The sequence below is a fragment of the Bradyrhizobium sp. OAE829 genome (genome assembly GCF_040546575.1).
Taxonomy (GTDB): domain Bacteria; phylum Pseudomonadota; class Alphaproteobacteria; order Rhizobiales; family Xanthobacteraceae; genus Bradyrhizobium.
The window spans coordinates 7,973,141-7,991,706 of sequence record NZ_JBEPOE010000001.1 but is presented as its reverse complement, the minus strand read 5'-3'; the positions used below and the strand labels follow the sequence as shown (position 1 = coordinate 7,991,706).

Sequence of the window (18,566 nt, the reverse complement as noted above, 5' to 3'; positions counted from 1 at the left end):
GTTTATTTGCCCCTTGCATGCTGATCGAACGCGCTGAGCACCGCGAGCGTCAGCGCCGTGATGCCGGTTTGAATGGTCGGCTTCGGCACCGGTGCGAACAACGGTGAATGATTGCCAGGCAGCGGCGTCCCGGCCTTGTTTGCCGCCATCCACCGTTCCGGCTCGTAGACGCCGATATTGAACATCATCGACGGCACCCCGGCTCCGGCGAATTCGGAAAAATCCTCGCTTGTCGTGTTCGCGGGGGTCAGCCTCAGCTTTTCGCCGAACGCCGCCTTCAGCACCTTCTCGGCGGTCGCTACCACGGCGGGATCGTTGATCACGGCCTTGGTGCCCTCCGCGATCCTGATCTCCGGTGGCGGCGCATCCGACATCTCCGCGGCGGCCTTCGCCACCCGTTCGATACCCGCGACCAGTTTGTTGCGCACCGCGGGCTTGAAGGTGCGAATCGTCCCCAGCAGCGTTGCCTCGTCCGGGATGATATTCCCGACCGTGCCGCTATGGATCGATCCAATGGTGACGACTGCGAATTCGGTCGGATCCTTTTCGCGACTGATCACACTCTGCACATCGACGATGAAGCGCGCGGCCATCATTACGGGATCTATGGTCAGCTGCGGCATCGCACCGTGACCGCCGCGGCCACGGAACTTGATGTAGAGGCCGTCGACAGTGGATGAGCCGACGCCGACGCGATAGTTGACATTGCCGTAGGGAACGCCGCCGGCATGCAGGGCAAAGGCGAAATCGGGCTTCGGAAATCGCGTGAACAGGCCGTCATCCAGCATGGCCTTCGCGCCTTGCACGATTTCCTCGGCCGGCTGCGCGATGAACATCAAGGTGCCCTTCCACTGGTCCTTCAGGCCTACCAGTGTCTTCGCCGTGCCGACCCAGTTCGCCATGTGAATGTCATGGCCGCAGCTATGCGCGATGAACGTCTCCCGGCCGCCCCAGGTGGTCTTTTCACGGCTCGCATAGTCGAGGCCGGTCTTCTCCTCCATCGGCAGCGCATCGAGCTCGGTGCGCACCAGGATGGTGGGCCCGTCACCATTTTTGTAGATCGCGACCAGCCCGGTCCTGCCGACCTTCTCGGTGACCTCAAAACCAAGCGCGCGCATCTCGGCGGCGAGTTTTGCCGCGGTCTTTACCTCCTGAAAGGCGAGTTCCGGATGGGCATGGAGGTCCTTGTAGAGCGCATCGAGTTTTGGATAGTCGGCTTCGAACGATTTTTCGATCGCGGCCTTGAGCGCGGGAACGTCCAACTCGGCATGTGCGGGCCAGAGCGTGGATGCACAGAGCGCCGATGACAAAAGCAAGGATTTGACCAAGTGCTTCATGGCGGCGGCGCTCCCTTGTTTCCCCGGTGTTGCTCTTATCGGCAGCTTGGACGACAGCTTGTTGGGTGTCTACCCGGTTTTGCCATCGTCAAAGCTCACGATCACGGCAGCGTTGGCGATCAGGATAGGATCGTTGCCCAGATCGGACGGGATCTCGAGCCCGCCCGCGATCGCCTTCACGGTCTTGGTGCCATATGGCAATTCCTTGGCGACCGCCGCGGTATCCACCGCCTCGGGGTTCGGCACGGCGATGGTGACATCGACGTACATATCGTTGGCGGTCTTGCCCAGCATCCGGAAGAAGCCGAGGCTGGAGTGGCGGATTGCGTCCGAGACCGCGCGCTTCGCGGCCTTGGTGGCGTCGCGGCCATGAACATCAACGCCCATGCCCATTTCGGTAATACAGCGCACGCGTGCCATCAGGTTTTTGCTTTCGTTGGAGTGCGGGGGATCGGTCTCGGCGCAGTTTCGCGCCATGGCGGCCCGAAGGCAAGCGGCCGGCTGAAAGCAACGAAGCGATCCGCTCCTTCTTGACGCGGCGAGATGCGCAACCCGATCACTGGCGATCTCTGAGCTTCCGAACAGCGGTCGTCAGACGATCGATTTCGTTCTCCGTATTATAATAGTGAGGCGAGGCGCGCACGATCGAAGGCAATGCACGCCGATTCGCGTCGAGCAACGTGCTCGCAGGATCCGACGTGCTGACATTGATTCCTGCGCCGGCCAGATGCGTCTTCACCGCATCGGCCTCAAAGCCAGGGACGGAGAATGTGACGATCGCTGCCGGATGCAGCCCGAGGTCATGGATCGTTACATCCGGAATCTGGCCAAGCCCGGTGCGCAGCAGGCCGGCCAGGGTCCGGCAACGCGCGGCAATCGGCTGGATTCCGATCGCCCGCGCGTAATCCACCGCGACACCGAGCCCCAATCTTGCGGCGTAGTTGTTCTCCCAGGTCTCGAAGCGACGGGCGTCGGCCCGCAGCTGGTAGCGATCAGGCGCCACCCACGGCGCGCCGAAATGGTCGATCATCGGTGGCTCGAGCTTGCCGAGCAGATCGCGACGCACATACAGGAATCCGGTCCCGCGCGGACCACGCAAGAACTTGCGTCCCGTCGCTGAAAGCATGTCGCAGCCAAGCGCCGCAACATTGACTGGCATCTGTCCGACGGCCTGACAAGCATCGAGCAGATAGGGAATCCCGTGCGCCCGTGCGATGCGGCCGACGGCCGCCGCAGGATTCACCAGGCCGCCATTGGTGGGCACCCAGGTGATCGCGATCAGACGCACGCGATCGTCGAGCATCCGCTCCAGCGCCTCTGCATCCAGCACGCCGCTTGCGTCATCGGGGATGATCTCGATCACCGCCCCCGTGCGCTTGGCGACCTGCAGAAACGCAACATAGTTCGCCGCGTACTCGGCCCGCGCGGTCAGGATGCGGTCGCCGGCGCACAGTGGCAGCGCGTAAAAGGCCATTTGCCACGCCACAGTGGCATTTTCGGTCAGCGCAATCTCATCCCTGGCGGCGCCGATCAGACCGGCAACACTGTCGTAAACGCCGTCAAGGCGTGCTGCCGCCTCTGCGGCCGCCTCATAGCCCCCGATCTCGGCCTCTCGCCTGAGGTAGTCTGTCATCGCCTGCAGCACCGGCAAGGGCATCAGCCCGGCGCCGGCATTGTTGAGGTGGACACGGCTGACAACACCGGGTGTCTCAGCGCGAAGGCGTTCAAGATCAATGGACATGAGCAATCCGGTTTCAGACGAACCGAGGAAGCCTACCAGACCAGCCGTGTCCCCGGAGCGGTGGATTTGGCATAGCGAAAAAAAGAAACAGACCGTGTCGGAATCCCGTCCCCTCGTTCGTCCACCCGATGAGCCCACGCCGACGACGGCCCATTAATCCTCGCTGATCTGCCTGTCGACCCCGCCCGGACCACCTTTTCCCCAGAAAGCACCGAGCCTGCCGATTCACCCCAACCGACAAGGACATCCGTCATGACTTCCATTACGCCGTTCCTCTGGTTCGACAACAACGTTCCCGCGGCCGTCGACTTCTACAAATCGGTGTTTCCCAATGCCAAGGTCGAGGTCGTCAACGATTTCATGGCGAGTTTCGAACTCGAGGGGCAGAAGTTCAACGCCCTCAACGGCGGCCCCAAGTACAAATTCACCGAGGCGGTCTCCTTCTTCATCAGCGTCGAGACCCAGGAAGAGGTGGACTATTTCTGGAGCAGACTGACTGCCGACGGCGGCGAGGAATCGCAATGCGGATGGCTCAAGGACAAATTCGGCCTGTCCTGGCAGGTTGTGCCCACGACGCTGGGCCGCTACCTCGGCGATCCCGATCGCCAAAAGGCCGATCGCGCAATGCAGGCCATGCTGAAGATGCGAAAGATCGTAATTGCCGATCTCGACAAGGCGTTTGCCGGCTGATCCCCGAAAAGCTGCAGCGAGCACATTAGCAGCGCTGCAGCCATGCAGTTCCAGGGAATATCCGGCGCCATGATGTCGGCCAGTTCCGCAACGGTCCCGGCAAATCGTGGGTCGCCGTCGGACTACGTCTCAGGGGAGTTTCGGTATCCCTGCCAAACCTCCCCTGAGGCCATGGCACCTTGGTCAATGATCCTGGTTCAGGGCCTGCTGAACCTGATGCGTATCGACAAATTGCGTCATGCTCACGATCTTGCCGTCCCCCACCCGGTAGAGGTGCGCGAAGGCGGCACGCATGGATTTGCCCGTCGCCTTGTAGGTGCCGGAGTAAACGCCGAAGGCAGCGACGCGGTCGCCGTCTTCGAGATAGGTGTGAACGTCGGCGCTGTAGTCGGTCCACTCGGTGGCGAGGCGCCGAAAGACGCCCGCAACGATCGCTTCCGGCCCCACATAGGTGCCAGCATAAGGGAAACCCTCCGCTTCGGTCCACTCGGCATCGGGAGCGAGAACGGCCAGCAGGTTGCGGCCGTTCTCATCCGATGACCCTTCGTAGGTGGCGCGGATCAGATCGAGATTGGCTCCCATCTCAACCCCACTTCATCTCGCCGGTGGCGACCTTGGAGCCGATGTCGAGCGCAATCCCCATACCGAGGCCGGGGAAGCGGGTTTCCATCGCGGCCTTGAGCGCAGCCGCGTCCTTGGCCTTGGTCAGTTCTTGCTCGAACGCGACGAGATAGGCTTTGGTATGCTCGACGCCCGAAATGTCGGTGGGAGACGTCGGCGTCATGTGGCCTGGCACGACGACCGCCGGCTTCCGGACTGCGATTTTTTCAAGGTTGGCGATCCAGGCGGCGCGCTGTTCCTTGGTCTGCGTATCCGCGGTCCAGACATGCACGCCAGCAAAGAGCATCACCCCGCCGAACACGGCGTTGAGCGACGGCACGAACAGATAGCGCCGGTTGGCCAGCCCTTCCGCATTGACGATCTCGATGGTCTCGCCATCGACGGTGAGCGACCTGCCGTCGAACACTTCGGGGATGACGACATCGGCGATCGTTTGCGGGCCATTCTCCTTGAGCTGCGGGCCCCAGACCGCGAGCTTCTTTTCCACACTGCCCTTGATAGCGACCACCGTCTCGGAGGCGGCGATCACCCGGGCTCCGGGGAAGGCGTCCTTGATCGGCTTGAGGCTGAAGTAATAGTCCGGGTCCGATTGGCTCACATAGATGGTGGTGAGCTTCTTGCCTGTTGCCTTGATCGCGTCGACCACGGCTCTGCCGTCGGGGTAAGTAAAGCCGCCGTCGATCAAGAGTGCTTCGGAAGCGCCCGTGATCAGCACGGGGGCGCGAAAGAAGCCCTTCTCCCCGGCGGGGAGATGTTTCCAGGAAAGCGCTGCGGCTGCGTGGCCAAATCCGGCGGGAGCAAAAAAGACGGCTGCCGCACCGACGGCGATGGTCGTTTTCATGATGGCTCTCCTCGTAAACATGAATTCTCCTACTGCTGGCAAATAGCCGAAGCGGCCCGCGCTCGACGTCGAGGCGACGTATGGCACGCACCAAGCGATCGGATAAGGCAAACAAACTAGATAAAATGTATGTCATAAGTTGACAATACGATCCGATCAGCGATGATTGGGGTCATGAACCTTAACCGACTGGCCTATTTCGCAGCGGTCGTTGACACCGGATCCTTCACGCGGGCGGCCGAGCGCCTGGGCATCACCAAGGCGGTGGTGAGTCAGCAAGTGTCGCAGCTCGAACAGGATCTCCGGACGAGCCTTCTGGTCCGGAGCACGCGACGCGTCCATCCAACCGACGCGGGCCGCACATTTCACGCGCGTTGCGTGGTGATCCTCCGCGAAGCGGAGGATGCCTTCGACGAACTTGCCGAGGCAGCCGCTGAACCGATCGGCACCCTGCGGATCACCGCGCCCAACGACTATGGCACTGCCGTCGTCGTCCCGGTCATCACGGCCTTCGCGGCACGCCATCCCGCCTGTCAGGTACAATTGACACTCAGCGATGAAACGGTCGACCTCGTCTCAGCCCGGATCGACATGGCGATCCGTGTCGGCTGGCTCGCGGATTCCAGCCTGCAGGCGCGCAAGATCGGTTCGTTCCGACAGCTCCTTGTCGGCGCGCCGGCGTTCGCGGACCGGATTGCAGCGGCGCGCAAGCCAGAAGACCTCGCAACGTTACCGTTCATCGCCAACATGGCGCTACGCGAGCCGCTGCTGTGGGAATTCGCGCGCGGTGACCTCGACCGGTGCACCGTGCGCATGCAGGCGAGCATTGCCATCGACACGACGCCGGGGGTGCTCGCCGCGGTGCAGGCTGGTGGCGGCCTTTCGGTGCTGCCGGATTTCCTGGTGGCCGACGATTTGGCATCGGCGCGGCTGAACCACGCGCTCCCGGAATGGCGGCTGCCTGCCGGCGGCATCTACACCGTCTACCCCGCGGCGCGGTTTCGGCCGCGCAAGGTGACTGCCTTCGTCGAAATGCTCGTTGCGGCTGAGCAGCAGAAGGAATCCGTTCAGGATCGGGACCCGCGTAGCAAAACAGTATCACGCCGGAGTCGTCGCGGCTCTCGTGCGCGTGAATGATAGCGGCCGGGGCGCGCGCCAACACGCGCCCGGCTTTGCTTGTTGGGCTATGCCGAAGCCGGCACCGGCGCCGCCTGCGCGTTCGCATTCGCCTTGGGGAACGGCTTGAAGGTCATCGCGATCAGGAACGCGCCAAGTCCCATGGCCCAGGAGCCGACATAAAGCCACGTGTAGCTGCCAAGGGTATCGTAGATCAGACCGCCGGCCACCGGCCCCGTGGCCATGCCGAGGCTGCCGGCCATCGCGGTGCCGCCGATCACGGTGCCCATCATCTTCAACGGGAAATTCTCGCGCGCGATCGCAGCATATAGTGGCATCGTGCCGGCATAGATGAAGCCGAACACCGCCGCCACGGCATAGAAGCCGGCAAGGTCGCGGACGAACACATAGGCCAGCGCGCCGAAGGCCTGCACCAGCAATCCCGCCACCAGAACGCGCTTGGCGCCCAACCTGTCGCCGAGGATGCCGAACGCGATGCGGCCGCCGAGCCCCGTGAGCCCTTCGAGGCTATAGATCGAAACCGCCGCGATCAGCGGAATGCCACAGCTGACGGCATAGCTGACGGTGTGGATGATCGGTCCCGAATGGGTGGCGCAGCAGAAGAAATTCGTCAGCAGCAGGATCGCGAACTGGGGCGACCGCACCGCCTCGCCTACCGACATTTCGGTTTGCTGCTCGCCGTTTGCCGGGACACTGGCGTTGGCGGCTGCGAGCGCCGGCGGGCGTCGCACCAGGAGCGATACCGGAATCATGATGACGGCAACGATGGCGGCGACGATCTGCAGCGTCGTTCGCCAGTCATGGACCGAGACCAGCCAGGCCACCAGCGGCGCCATGGTCATGGGCGCGATCCCCATGCCGGCCGACACCAATGAGACCGCTAGGCTGCGATTTGTATCGAACCAGCCGGTGACGCAGGCCATCATCGGCGCAAAGATCGCAGCAATCGCGCCGCCGACCAGAACGCCGAAGACGAACTGGAACGCGAGCAGCGACGTCGCGAGGCTAGCGAGCAAGAGGCTTGCCGCCAACACCAATGATCCCGTCAGCACCACCGGCAACGGTCCGAAGCGGTCGGACAGCGAGCCCCAGAGCATGCTGCAGCACGCCATCGCCAGGAAGCCGACCGTCATCGCGCTCGAGACGCCGGCGACCGACCAGCCGGTATCCCGCGTGATCGATTGCAGCAGCACCGGCAGCGAAAACATCGCGCCGATCGCGACGCAGCCGAGCGTGCCGCCGGCCGCGACGATCACCCAACGATAGCGAGAATGGTCCATTACAAATCTCCGTTTTGGCGCTTCTCAACTCAGGACGAATGGGAAGCGCCAAAGGCGACATGCGCCGGATAATTTTTTTAGGGCCCCTGGCCGGTTCAGGAACTGGCAGCAGGTGGCATCTTGTCGAATTTCGGCAAACCCGGATCGAGATCATCCCAGGCGTGGCCGCGCATCGCGTAGGTGACGACTTGCGGCTTGAAGCGGGCGGGATCATCGAGGCTTGCCGCGTGCACGGTGAAGAGATCCGGCATCGCCGCAAAGGTCAGATAGACCGGCGACCCGCAGGCGGGGCAGAAGCCGTGCGTCTTCACATTGCCGCTGTCGCCGACGACGTCGCAATGCGCCGCCTTGCCTTCGAGTTTCACGCTGTTGCTGCCCATGAAGGTAAGATAGGAGCCGTGCCCGGTGCCACTCCTGTGCTGACAATCCTGGCACTGGCAATGGTTCATAAACACGGGTTCGCCGGAAATTTCATAACGGATCGCGGCGCAGGCGCAGCCGCCGGAAAAAGCTTTGCTCATGTTATTCCTTTCGGTGGGGGGTGATGCGGGGAAATCTGAATTGCGAAGGCGGGATCAGCACCGGCGGATAGCGTTTCGCCGGTGAGAGATCAGCTTCAACCAGGGCGCCAAATGAAAGGCGCTCATCAGCAAATACATCGGGACCATTCCGCTCAGCGGCGAGGCGCCGCACAACGCATCGAGCGATCCGCCGCCAAGGACAGCAGTCAGCAGCGCCATGATCGCGAACGTCGGCGCGGCCGCGAGATATAGAAAATCGGCGGCGCCGATCATGGTCGCGTTGCCGTTTTCATGGAGCGCGCGGGGGCCGCGTGGGATGGCGTCGGTGTCACACATGTTTCTTCTCCCGCGCAAAACGCATTTACGCCGCAACTAACTCGCCGTCCCGCTCGCGCGGCATTCTCCGCGCGAGCGACGCCGCCGCTGAACTAGCTGTGCTGCTTACGCATGGCGGCCTCGCCGGCGTCCGACACCTCGACCCATTTCTTGTCGGGCGCCGCGTCGGGGACGTAGCTGTCGTGCCAGTTCCACCATTTGTAGGTTGGCGTCTGCAGAGTGCCTTCCGGAGAGTCCTCCCAGACCTCCTGGCGGCCGAACGGCGTGATGTCGAGGTAGTTCCAGGTGCTGCCCATCTGCTCGTCGCCGCGGTTGTTGATGAAGTAGGTCCGGAAAACCTTGTTGCCGTCGCGGACGAACACGTTGGTGCCGTGCCATTCGTCGACGCCGAAGTCTTTGTCGAAGCTGTCGGTGATGGTGTACCAGGGCATCTTCCATTCCATCCGCTTCTTCAGCCGCGCGATGTCCGCCTGGGGCGCGCGCGAGACAAATGCAAGCGTGGTATCGCGGGCGTTCAGATGAGCGAGGTGGGCGACCTGGTCGGCCCCCATGGAGCAGCCGCGGCAGGCCTGTTCGGGCCAGCCGTGCACGCCGGGCTCGAAGAAGGCGCGGTAGACGATCAATTGGCGGCGGCCATCGAACAGATCGACCAGGCTCGCTTTGCCGCCGGGTCCTTCGAACGTGTAACTCTTCTCCACGGCCACCCACGGCATCCGCCGACGCTCCGCGGCCAGCGCATCACGCGCGCGGGTATTGGCCTTCTCCTTCACCAGCATCTGCTGACGTGCGGCTTCCCACTCCTGTGCCGAAACGACATGAGTCTTCATTGCTAGAGTCATAGCTAGCCTCCTGTTGGTTGCGATTCTTGTTGCGTTACGCGTTGTGCTGCAGCGTCAGGCCGGAAGCCGCCGGTCGTATTCGTCTCGCAGGCTGCTCCAGCCTTCCCAGAACGGCGCCGGCTCCTTGCCGGATGCGCGGGCGACTAGGACATCGAGATGCATATGCCAGCCGGCACCGACCTTGAGCAGGGTCGAGCGATCGGGCAGGCGGCGATGGATCACCGTCAGCAGCACGCCCTGCCCCTTCGGCTCCAGTTCAAACGTCACGTCGCCGCTGTTGTTCCAGGCGATGGAAAGCTTGCGCATCGGATCGAGTTCGGTGATCCGGCTTTGCATGCGGTGCTCTTCGGGAAAATCGGCCAGCCGCGGGCTTGGCGGATCGTTGAGCTCGCCGTTGCGCCAAACCAATTCGACCGGCGCGCCAACCTTCATCTCCATCACGCCTGCCGCCAGCCATTTGCGGCGCAGGTCGCTGTCGGTGAGATAGGCCCAGATGCGCTCGATCGGACCGGGCAACAGCCGCTGGATCTTCAGCGTGGTGGGTTCGATCAGCGTGCCGTAGGCATCGGGTGTCTTCGCATCCATCGTTCTACTCCTTCACGTCTTGCTTTTCTTTGCCGCCGCTTCGTCTTCGGCGCGCAACAGGGATTCCAGCGTGTCGAGTTTTTCATTCCAGAAGCGCTCATAACGCCGCAGCCACTCATTGGCTTCTGCAAGCCGCGCCGCTTGCAAACGGCAGAGATGCGTCCGGCCCTGGATCGTGCGCGTCACGAGGCCCGCGTTCTCGAGCACGCGCACGTGTTTCGAGGCGCCCGCGAAACTCATGCTGAAGGGGGTCGCCAGTTCCCCGATCGTGAGTTCGCGTTCCGCGAGCTGGCCGAGCATCGCCCGCCGGGTCGGGTCGGCCAGCGCGTGAAAGACGGCATTAAGATGGGCGTGTTGCTCAACCATATGGTTTAACATAGTCGCCCGAGATGGATTGTCAACCGATCGGTTTAACTTCTTTGTGATCGAGTTCTAAGGTTCCGAGGCTAACCGTCCGGCACGGCGTAGACGTCGCAGGGAGCGGCGATGCCGCGCAGCGGATGCGTTCCGAGCGCGATCAATTTTGCGGTGGTCTCGGCAGCGACCGCACCGGAAATCAAAACCGTCCGGCCGAGCGGCCGGCAAAGCCCTTCGAGCCGGCTGACCAGATTGACGGCGGGACCGATCGCGGTGAAATCCAGCCGGTCCGCCGCGCCGACATTGCCCCAAAGGATTTCGCCGAGATGCAGCGCCGCGCCAAACGCCAGCGATGGCAACCCCTGCTCTCGCCTGATCACATCAAGATGCGCCATGCCGGCTTGCGCCGATGTGACCGCACGAAGCGCCGCGTTGCAGGCTTCGCCGGGATTGTCCCCGGCGACCGGAAAGATCGCGAGCATGCCATCTCCAATAAACTTCAGCACTTCACCGCCAAAGGCGTGGACCGCGCCGGCCATGCAATCGAACCAGGCATCCAGCGCGGTGATGACGGAAGCCGGCGGCGAAGTCTCGGACAGCGCGGTGAAGTTGCGCAGGTCCGCAAAGAGCAGCGCGGCGCGGATGGTTTCACCGACATCGCGCCGCAATGGTCCCGCCATAACGCGCGCCGCGCTGCGCCGGCCGAGATACGCCTCGAGCGCTGCGGTCAGCGTCGCGCGCGCTGAAAGTGCTGCGAGTGGTGCTGTGGCAAAACGAGCGACCTCACGCAGCCGGGCGATCTCTGTTTCCGTGAACTGACGCGGCCCGATCCATGAGAGCACAGGTCTATCCGGTCCCGCGCCGACGACGTCTTCATGCACCATTCCGTCCGCGAGCCCGGCTAGCCAACGCCTGCCGGCATCGCCAACGGAATCCTCCTGTCCTGCATCCGCCGGCGCAAAACCCACCGCCTCGATCACCTCGCCATTCTCGGCCCGCCACAACCAGGTGCGGCGGGCAATGATCGGATGCGGAACCGCGAGCGTCAGGGCGCCGCCGGCGAGCGGCGCACCATCCCCAATCAGATGCGCACCGAGTTCGGCAAGGAACCGGTCCGCACCCGGTGAAGCGCCCGCCGCATCCACCAGCCATGTCAGCGTCGAATTGAGTTGCATGGGCCGATCATGTGGCAGCGGCGCGTCATTGTCATCAACCGCCCTTGGTAAATCCGCGCGCGGGCATATGTTCGCATCGGTTGCACCTTCTTCATGCCAACGAGCAACGAGGTTTTCGATGACTGAAGCGTTCGTCGTCCAGCGCGAGACCCACATTGCGGCACCACGCGCCAGCGTGTTCGCCTTCCTGACCGATCCCGACAAGATCGTGCAGTGGATGGGCACCGAGGCGACGACGGAGATGCATCCGGGCGGGCTCTATCTGTTGAAAGGCGTCGGCAGCGCCACGGCGCGCGGCGCGTTTCGCGAAGTCGTGCCGGTGCACCGCCTCGCCTACAGTTTTGGCTGGGAAACCAACGACGAGGTGCCGCCGGGATCGAGCCTGATCGAAATCGATCTGATCGAGAAGGATGGCGGCACGCTGCTGCGCATGACCCATAGCGGCCTTCCCAACGAGGCGACCCGCGCAAGCCATGACAAGGGTTGGGCGCATTACCTCGGCCGGCTGACATCAGTCGCCGCCGGTCGCGATCCCGGTCCCGATCGGGGGCCGAACGGCACGCGGGGTGCGGCGTGACGCTTGGCGTGATGCCTCCGCACTCACCGATCCGCCAGTTTGCATCCCGGCTGCGGCGCAATCTGGCCCAGCGCGCGGACCGTGACGAGTTCGTTCCCCTGCGTCCTGGCGATGAGCATGTTCATCGTCGCATAGTGGTTCTGGTCGATCGTCACCGGCCCGGTCGGCGATGCGAAGACCAGCCCCGCCATCGCGTCGATAATCGCTTCCCTGTCAACCTTGCCGGCCTTCTCGATCGCCGCCTTGAGCGCGATCAGCGTATTGTAATGCGTCATGACATAGTTCGACACCAGCACGTCGGCGCCGCCCTGGGCGCGGACCTTGCCGACGAAGGCCTTCATGGCGGGATCGTCGCTGGTCGCAATTGAAGGCACCGCCGTGTGCATGTTCTGGCCTTTGCCACGGAAAATGCCGAGATCGATTTCGGACAAGCCGAGGAACGCGACTGTCGTTTCCTTGAACAATCCCTTCTCGTCGGCCTGCCGGATGAAATCGATGCCGTCGCCTTTCAATGCGAACAGCAGCACCTTCGGCTTGGCCGCCGCCACCTGCGCGATCAGCGGGCTGAAATCCGTCTCCGTGCCCAGCGTATATTGGGTGCCGACGATTTTGCCGCCGAGCTTCTCAATCAGCGGCTTTGCAATATCGAACATCTGGTGCGGCCAGACCCGGTCGGCACCGAGCAGGAAATAGGTGTTGCCGAAAGCATGGTTCATGTAGGGCAGCAATTGGCCCATGTCCTGGTTGGGCACCGTCGAGAACGAGAAGACATAACGGCTGCACTTGCCGCCCTCGTAATTGGTGGCGTAGAGCAGCGGAGTTTTCGAGCTCTCGGCGATTGGCACGACCGCATTCAGGTTCGCCGAGGTGATCGGGCCGACTACCGCCACAACGCCATCGCCGATCAACTTGCGCATCGCGGCCTCGGCAGAGGGCGGCCTCGTTTTGTCGTCGGCGTAAATCACTTCAACCGGTCTGCCGAGAACGCCACCCGCCGCATTGATTTCCTTGGCCGCGAGATCAAGCCCGAGCTTGGCCTGCTGGCCGTAAAGCTCGACGCCGCCGGAAAACGGCAGCACCGCGCCGACGCGGATCGGCTCGGCGGCATCGACGCTGCTGAAGCCTACACCACATACCAGCAGCGCGAGCGCCATGCGTTTGATCGATTGTAACGCCATACGCGTCCCTTCCGCGACCGAGAATCGGTTGCGACGAGCCTACTAGGGATTCGTTAGGCGTGCAGCCGCACGAACTCAGGCAGCGGCGAGCGACCGGCGTGTAAATTCGCTTTCCTTCAGGCGGCCAACAAGCGCCGACAGTTCCTCGACCTCTGATGCTGTCAGATCGGTCAGCGGCGCTCGCACCGGGCCGGAATCACGGCCAATCACTTTCATCCCGGCCTTGATCATCGATACGGCATAACCGCGCTTGCGGTTGCGGATCGCGAGCAGCGGCATGATGAAGTCGCGCAAGCCCGCCTGGACGGTCTCGCGGTCGCGCCGCCGCACCGCCGCGTAGAATTTTGTAGAGAAATCCGGCACGAAGTTGAACACGGCGGAGGAATAGGTCGTGACGCCCATTTCGAGATAAGGCAGCGCGAAGGTCTCGGCGGTGGGCAATCCGCCGACATAGGTCAACCGGTCGCCTATGCGCAGATAGATCCGCGTCATCTGTTCGATGTCGCCGACGCCATCCTTGAACCCGACGAGGTTCGGGCAGCGTTCGCAAAGTGTTGCGATCGTGTCCTCGGTGAGGATGGCGTTGTCGCGGTTGTAGACAATGACGCCGAGGCTGGTCGCCTTGCACACCGCTTCGACGTGCGCCGCCAACCCTGCTTGCTCGGAGAACACCAAGTAAGGCGGCAGCAGCAGGATGCCGTCCGCGCCGGCGCGTTCGACGGCGCTAGCCAGTTCCGTCGCCATCGCGGTGCCATAACCGACGCCGGCGAGGACCGGCACGCGGCCGGCGGTCTGCTGCACGGCGGTTGTAACGACATCGACGACTTCCGCCGGCGTCAGCGAGAAGAATTCACCGGTGCCGCCGGCTGCGAACAGACCGGCCACCTCATAGCTGCACAGCCAGTCGAGATTGGAGCGATAGCGCGCGGCGTCGAATTTGTTGGCTGCGTCGAACGGCGTAACGGGAAACGACAGCAGCCCGTTGCCGATCGTCAGTGCCATTTCCTTCGGGGTCATTCTGCTCATCGCTGCGGTCCTCGCTGTGAAGAGCTCAGGAGTAGACCGGGACTGATGCCGCCGCAGACCAATTGCTGGATCGAATGATCCATTGATTGGATTGGTGAGAGTCTGACTACGAAATGCAGCCCGGCAAATGAAGTCGTCATGCCCGGCCTTGTGCCGGGCATCCACGTCTTATCGGTGCTGCTGCGAAGAAGGCGTGGATGGCCGGGACAAGCCCGGCCATGACGAAGCGACTCGGCTCAGGCGCCGCCGGCCAGATCGCGGGCGATCGCCGCGATCACCGGCAACAGCGGATTGTCATTGTCGTCCCGCCAGACGAAGTAGAGTTCGGCCGCCCGCTGCTGGTCGTCCGCCAGCGGCCGCAGCGCGACGCCCCTGAACTGCAATTTCTCCGCCGCTTCCGGCACCAGGGCGACGCCGACACCGGCCTGCACGATGGCCAGGATCGAATGGATCTGCGCGAGGTGCTGGACATAGACCGGCGCCAATGCTGCGCGCGAGAAAAGCTCCACCAGCAGGTCGTGGAAGTAACGGGCCTCATACGGGGCGTAGGTGATGAACGGTTCGGCCGCGAGATCGGCCAGATCAATCGTCGCCGCCCCGGCGAGCTTGTGCCCGGCCGGCACCGCCGCGATCATCCGTTCGGCCTTGACCCGGAAGAACTGCAGGCCGGTGCGTGGGATCGGCGGCCGCAACAGACCGATATCGATTTCGCCGGCACCGAGGCGCTTGAGCTGGTCGCCGCTGACCATTTCCTTGAGGATCAGCTCGACATCAGGCAATTGCTGGCGGCAGGCCGCGACCAGCTCCGGGACATAACTATAGGAAGATGCGGCGGTGAAGCCGATATTGACCGAGCCGGCCTTGCCTTCCGCCACGCGCCTCGCCAACAAGGCCGCGCTCTCCGTCAGCTTCAGGATCAGCCGCGCCTCAGTCAGGAAGCTTTGTCCGGCCGGTGTCAGCCGGACCAAGCGATTGCCGCGCTGAAGCAGTTTTACTCCCAGGATCCGTTCGAGAATCTGGATCTGCCGGCTCAGCGGTGGTTGCGTCATGTTCAGCCGGGCAGCGGCGCGGCCGAAATGCAGTTCCTCCGCCACGGCCACGAAGCAGCGCACCTGACTCAGTTCGAACATCCCACTCCCTTTATTCATTGCCGCATACCGGCTCCCAGCTCGCTAGCCTAGCGCATGTCCGCGATTTGATCCAAAATTGGTATCGGACCATCCTCATTCTGGTTCGCTATTGGATCGGTCATCGCCTATCGTGCCATCAGCGCGGCCTAAGACCGCGATGCGCGACGCCGTAGAGCGCCTGCGCGAATTCGACCGGAGGAGAAACCAATGCTTCCACGTTTCGGGCGCCGTGCCGCCCTCGCCGCCGCCGCAGCCATCCTGTTCAGCCAACTGCCGGGCACAGCTTCCGCCCAAAACTTCGACCGGCCGGTGCGCATCATCGTGCCGTTCGCGCCCGGCGGAACCTCCGACATCCTGGCGCGACTGATCAGCCCAAAACTGTCGGCGGCGATCGGCCAGAGCGTGGTGATCGAGAACAAGCCCGGCGCGTCCGGCAATCTCGGCGCCGACACCGTCGCCAAGGCGACGCCTGACGGCACGACCCTGCTGCTGACGGATCTCGGTTCGCTCACGACGGCGCCCAGCCTGTTTTCGAACCTGACCTATAGTCTCGAAAAGGACCTCGCGCCGGTCACGATGGTGATGTTCGGCCCCTATGTGCTGGCCGTCCACGAATCGATCCCGGTCAAGACGGCGGCGGAACTGGTTGCCTATGCCAAGGCCAATCCCGGCAAACTCGCCGTTGCCAATTCCGGCGTCGGCGGCGCCAATCACATCACCGCCGTGGTGATGCAGAAGGAACTCGGCATCCAGTTCAAGCACGTGCCCTACAAGGGCGGTGCTGCGGCCACCCGCGCCGTGGTCGCCGGCGAGAGCGGCGCCCTCATCAACGGCGCGTCGGCAACCCTTCCCTTCGTGAACAACAAGCAGTTGATCGGTCTGGCTGTCACCGGCGAGAACCGCGTCCCTTCCGCGCCCGACGTGCCGACGTTCAAGGAAGCCAAGCTGCCCGGCGGCGAGTTCGGCACCTGGCAAGGCATTGTGGTGGCCAGCGGTACGCCGCCGGCAGTGATTGCACGACTCAATGCCGAGATCGGCAAGATTCTGGAGACACCCGAGATCAAGGCCAAGATCGCCGAACAGGGCGGCGAAGTCCGCGCCGGCAGCACGGATGCGATGGCGACCTGGCTGAAGGATTCAACAAAGCGTTGGGGCGACATCATTCGCGAAGCCGGCATCAAGGGCGAATGACGCGATCGAGACTGGCGAAGCGAGGCTTGCGATGAACGCCCGCCGAACGGACTGGCAGGACCTGCTCTTCGGGCTGTTCCTGATCGCTGTCGCTGCAATCGCGCTGGCGGCGACGCGCACCTTGTCGGGCGGCAATGCCGCCGACATGGGGCCGGGCTACATGCCGCGCGCCATCGCCATCATGCTGCTGGGGTTCGGGCTCTGGTTCAGCGTCCGCGGCATCCGCCGCCCCTTTGTCGGGATCGCGCCGGTCCGGCTGCAGCCCCTGCTCGCGATCACGGCATCCGTTGCCGTGTTCGCACTGACAGCCACGCGCTTCGGCCTTGCGCTGTCGTCCTTTGCCGCCATCCTGATCGCAAGCCTGGCAACGCGGGAAGCGCGGCCGATCGAAACCCTGCTGTTCGCGCTGGGGCTTTCGGCGGCCGCGGTGCTGCTCTTCGTCAAGGCGCTGGCCTTGCCGGTGCCGATCTGGCCTGGAGCATGGTTCTGACATGGAGCTCTTCGACAATCTGCTGATGGGGCTTTCGACCGCCCTGCAGCTGAACAATCTGCTGTTCTGCCTGATCGGCGTCGTCATCGGCACCGCGATCGGCGTGCTGCCCGGCATCGGGCCGATCCCCGCGGTCGCGCTGCTGCTGCCGTTCACCTTCGGCCTGTCGCCACCATCAGCCATGATCATGCTGGCCGGCATCTTCTACGGCGCGCAATATGGCGGCTCGACCACCGCCATCCTCGTCAACGTGCCCGGCGAAACGTCGTCGGTCGTTACCTGCCTCGACGGCCACGAGATGGCCAAACAGGGCAAGGCCGGGACCGCGCTCGCCATCGCCGCGATCTCGTCGTTCTTCGCCGGCACGGTAGCAACTGTCGTCATCGCCGTGCTCAGCCTGCCGCTGGCGGCGCTGGCGCTGAAATTCACCGCGGTCGAATATTTCAGCCTGCTGGTGCTCGGATTGATCGCGGCCGTCGTGCTCGCGCACGGCTCCGTCGCCAAGTCACTCGCGATGGTGCTGCTCGGCATCCTGCTCGGCCTCGTCGGCATCGACGTCAATTCGGGCGCGCCGCGGATGACCTTTGGTGTTCCTGAAATCTCCGACGGGCTCGACTTCGTCCCGGTCGCGATGGGCTTGTTCGGCCTCGGCGAGATCATCGCCAACCTCGAGCGCCCGGCGACGATGCGCGTCGTCAGCCAGTCGATCCGCAGCCTGATCCCGAGCCGGGCCGACCTTCGCGCGGCCTTCCCGGCGATGGTCCGCGGCACGATGCTGGGTTCCGTCCTCGGCGTGTTGCCGGGCGGCGGGGCGGCGCTGCCGCCGTTTTCTTCGTATGCGCTGGAGAAAAAGCTGGCGCGCGATCCGTCGCGCTTTGGCAAGGGCGCGATCGAAGGCGTCGCGGGGCCCGAGGCCGCCAACAATGCCGGCGCGCAGACCAGCTTCATCCCGCTATTGACGCTCGGCATCCCCGCCAATGCCCTGATGGCGCTGATGATCGGCGCGCTGATGATGCAGGGCATCCAGCCCGGCCCGCAGATCATGCGCGAGCAACCCCAACTGGTCTGGGGCGTCATCGCCAGCATGTGGGTCGGCAATCTGATGCTGCTCGTGATCAACCTGCCCCTGATCGGCGTGTGGGTCTCGATGCTGAAGATTCCCTATCGGTTGCTGTTCCCGGCAATCGTGCTGTTCTGCTGCATCGGCACCTTCGGCATCGCCAACAATCTGTTCAACGTCTGGCTGATGCTCGGCTGCGCGGTGATCGGCTACTTCTTCATCAAGGTCGGCGTCGAGCCCGCGCCACTGCTGCTTGGGCTCGTGCTCGGCCCGCAGCTGGAGGAAAATTTCCGGCGCGCGATGCTGCTGGCGGACGGCGATTTTTCGGTCTTCCTGCGCCGCCCGATCAGCGCCACGCTGCTCGCCCTGGTCGCGATATTGTTCCTGCTGATGGTATTCCCGAAAATCCGGCGCAGCCGCCAGGAGGCGCTGGCGGAGTGACCGCAACACCACT

Annotated in this window: 21 protein-coding genes; 6 read left to right on the top strand and 15 right to left on the bottom strand. The window is 63.5% G+C overall.

Annotated features, from left to right (window positions below; genetic code table 11):
• Positions 1–2: 2 nt before the first annotated feature.
• From ABIE49_RS37880 to ABIE49_RS37870, 3 genes are all read right to left on the bottom strand, one after another.
• A complete protein-coding gene (locus ABIE49_RS37880; RefSeq protein ID WP_192739620.1) occupies positions 3–1,337 on the bottom strand; it encodes an amidohydrolase in 1,335 nt (444 codons plus the stop codon).
• A 69-nt stretch (positions 1,338–1,406) separates the two neighbouring features.
• On the bottom strand, positions 1,407–1,757 hold the full coding sequence (locus ABIE49_RS37875; RefSeq protein ID WP_192739734.1) for a Lin0512 family protein: 351 nt from the start codon (positions 1,755–1,757) through the stop codon (positions 1,407–1,409).
• 136 nt (positions 1,758–1,893) lie between these two features.
• Positions 1,894–3,078 carry an aminotransferase class V-fold PLP-dependent enzyme gene (locus ABIE49_RS37870; protein ID WP_192739735.1) on the bottom strand — a complete coding sequence of 395 codons (1,185 nt, stop codon included), beginning with the start codon at positions 3,076–3,078 and terminating at the stop codon, positions 1,894–1,896.
• A 252-nt stretch (positions 3,079–3,330) separates the two neighbouring features.
• Here ABIE49_RS37870 and ABIE49_RS37865 point away from each other — a divergent pair, with 252 nt between their 5' ends.
• Positions 3,331–3,768, top strand: a complete 438-nt coding sequence (locus ABIE49_RS37865) for a VOC family protein (protein WP_192739621.1) — start codon at positions 3,331–3,333, stop codon at positions 3,766–3,768.
• A 183-nt stretch (positions 3,769–3,951) separates the two neighbouring features.
• Here the strand turns inward: ABIE49_RS37865 and ABIE49_RS37860 are convergent, their stop codons facing one another.
• On the bottom strand, positions 3,952–4,350 hold the full coding sequence (locus ABIE49_RS37860) for a nuclear transport factor 2 family protein (protein WP_192739622.1): 399 nt from the start codon (positions 4,348–4,350) through the stop codon (positions 3,952–3,954).
• 1 nt (position 4,351) lies between these two features.
• Positions 4,352–5,251 (bottom strand): MBL fold metallo-hydrolase, encoded by a 900-nt coding sequence (locus ABIE49_RS37855; protein ID WP_192739623.1) that lies wholly within the window; start codon positions 5,249–5,251, stop codon positions 4,352–4,354.
• A 153-nt stretch (positions 5,252–5,404) separates the two neighbouring features.
• Here ABIE49_RS37855 and ABIE49_RS37850 point away from each other — a divergent pair, with 153 nt between their 5' ends.
• Positions 5,405–6,367: a LysR family transcriptional regulator gene (locus ABIE49_RS37850; RefSeq protein WP_192739624.1), complete on the top strand. Its 963-nt coding sequence runs from the start codon at positions 5,405–5,407 to the stop codon at positions 6,365–6,367.
• Positions 6,368–6,414: 47 nt separating this feature from the next.
• Here ABIE49_RS37850 and ABIE49_RS37845 read toward each other — a convergent pair whose 3' ends face one another.
• The 7 genes from ABIE49_RS37845 to ABIE49_RS37815 form a co-directional block, all read right to left on the bottom strand.
• Positions 6,415–7,647, bottom strand: a complete 1,233-nt coding sequence (locus tag ABIE49_RS37845) for an MFS transporter (RefSeq protein WP_192739625.1) — start codon at positions 7,645–7,647, stop codon at positions 6,415–6,417.
• Positions 7,648–7,742: 95 nt separating this feature from the next.
• Positions 7,743–8,168, bottom strand: coding sequence for a GFA family protein (locus ABIE49_RS37840; RefSeq protein ID WP_192739626.1), 426 nt, complete (start codon positions 8,166–8,168; stop codon positions 7,743–7,745).
• A 54-nt stretch (positions 8,169–8,222) separates the two neighbouring features.
• Positions 8,223–8,441, bottom strand: a complete 219-nt coding sequence (locus ABIE49_RS37835; RefSeq protein ID WP_192739736.1) for a hypothetical protein — start codon at positions 8,439–8,441, stop codon at positions 8,223–8,225.
• 155 nt (positions 8,442–8,596) lie between these two features.
• Complete coding sequence (locus tag ABIE49_RS37830; RefSeq protein ID WP_210337512.1) at positions 8,597–9,343, bottom strand: DUF899 domain-containing protein; 747 nt, start codon at positions 9,341–9,343, stop codon at positions 8,597–8,599.
• Positions 9,344–9,397: 54 nt separating this feature from the next.
• Complete coding sequence (locus ABIE49_RS37825; protein WP_192739627.1) at positions 9,398–9,928, bottom strand: SRPBCC family protein; 531 nt, start codon at positions 9,926–9,928, stop codon at positions 9,398–9,400.
• 12 nt (positions 9,929–9,940) lie between these two features.
• Positions 9,941–10,294 carry an ArsR/SmtB family transcription factor gene (locus ABIE49_RS37820; protein WP_192739628.1) on the bottom strand — a complete coding sequence of 118 codons (354 nt, stop codon included), beginning with the start codon at positions 10,292–10,294 and terminating at the stop codon, positions 9,941–9,943.
• A gap of 80 nt (positions 10,295–10,374) precedes the next feature.
• The gene (locus ABIE49_RS37815) at positions 10,375–11,460 is read right to left on the bottom strand and encodes an adenylate/guanylate cyclase domain-containing protein (protein ID WP_192739629.1); all 1,086 of its coding nucleotides are present in this window, start codon (positions 11,458–11,460) and stop codon (positions 10,375–10,377) included.
• Positions 11,461–11,578: 118 nt separating this feature from the next.
• Here ABIE49_RS37815 and ABIE49_RS37810 point away from each other — a divergent pair, with 118 nt between their 5' ends.
• Complete coding sequence (locus ABIE49_RS37810; protein WP_192739630.1) at positions 11,579–12,037, top strand: SRPBCC family protein; 459 nt, start codon at positions 11,579–11,581, stop codon at positions 12,035–12,037.
• A gap of 23 nt (positions 12,038–12,060) precedes the next feature.
• Here ABIE49_RS37810 and ABIE49_RS37805 read toward each other — a convergent pair whose 3' ends face one another.
• From ABIE49_RS37805 to ABIE49_RS37795, 3 genes are all read right to left on the bottom strand, one after another.
• Entirely contained in the window at positions 12,061–13,215 is a 1,155-nt protein-coding gene (locus ABIE49_RS37805; RefSeq protein ID WP_192739631.1) for a substrate-binding protein, read from the bottom strand.
• A 75-nt stretch (positions 13,216–13,290) separates the two neighbouring features.
• A complete protein-coding gene (kdgD, locus tag ABIE49_RS37800) occupies positions 13,291–14,241 on the bottom strand; it encodes a 5-dehydro-4-deoxyglucarate dehydratase (RefSeq protein ID WP_192739632.1) in 951 nt (316 codons plus the stop codon).
• 236 nt (positions 14,242–14,477) lie between these two features.
• A complete protein-coding gene (locus ABIE49_RS37795; RefSeq protein WP_192739633.1) occupies positions 14,478–15,371 on the bottom strand; it encodes a LysR family transcriptional regulator in 894 nt (297 codons plus the stop codon).
• 207 nt (positions 15,372–15,578) lie between these two features.
• Between ABIE49_RS37795 and ABIE49_RS37790 the strand changes: the two genes are divergently transcribed.
• The 3 genes from ABIE49_RS37790 to ABIE49_RS37780 are packed head-to-tail and all read left to right on the top strand — an operon-like array spanning position 15,579 to position 18,553.
• Entirely contained in the window at positions 15,579–16,562 is a 984-nt protein-coding gene (locus ABIE49_RS37790) for a Bug family tripartite tricarboxylate transporter substrate binding protein (protein ID WP_192739634.1), read from the top strand.
• A gap of 31 nt (positions 16,563–16,593) precedes the next feature.
• Positions 16,594–17,052, top strand: coding sequence for a tripartite tricarboxylate transporter TctB family protein (locus tag ABIE49_RS37785; protein WP_192739635.1), 459 nt, complete (start codon positions 16,594–16,596; stop codon positions 17,050–17,052).
• Position 17,053: 1 nt separating this feature from the next.
• Positions 17,054–18,553: a tripartite tricarboxylate transporter permease gene (locus ABIE49_RS37780; RefSeq protein WP_192739636.1), complete on the top strand. Its 1,500-nt coding sequence runs from the start codon at positions 17,054–17,056 to the stop codon at positions 18,551–18,553.
• The last annotated feature ends 13 nt before the right edge of the window (positions 18,554–18,566 follow it).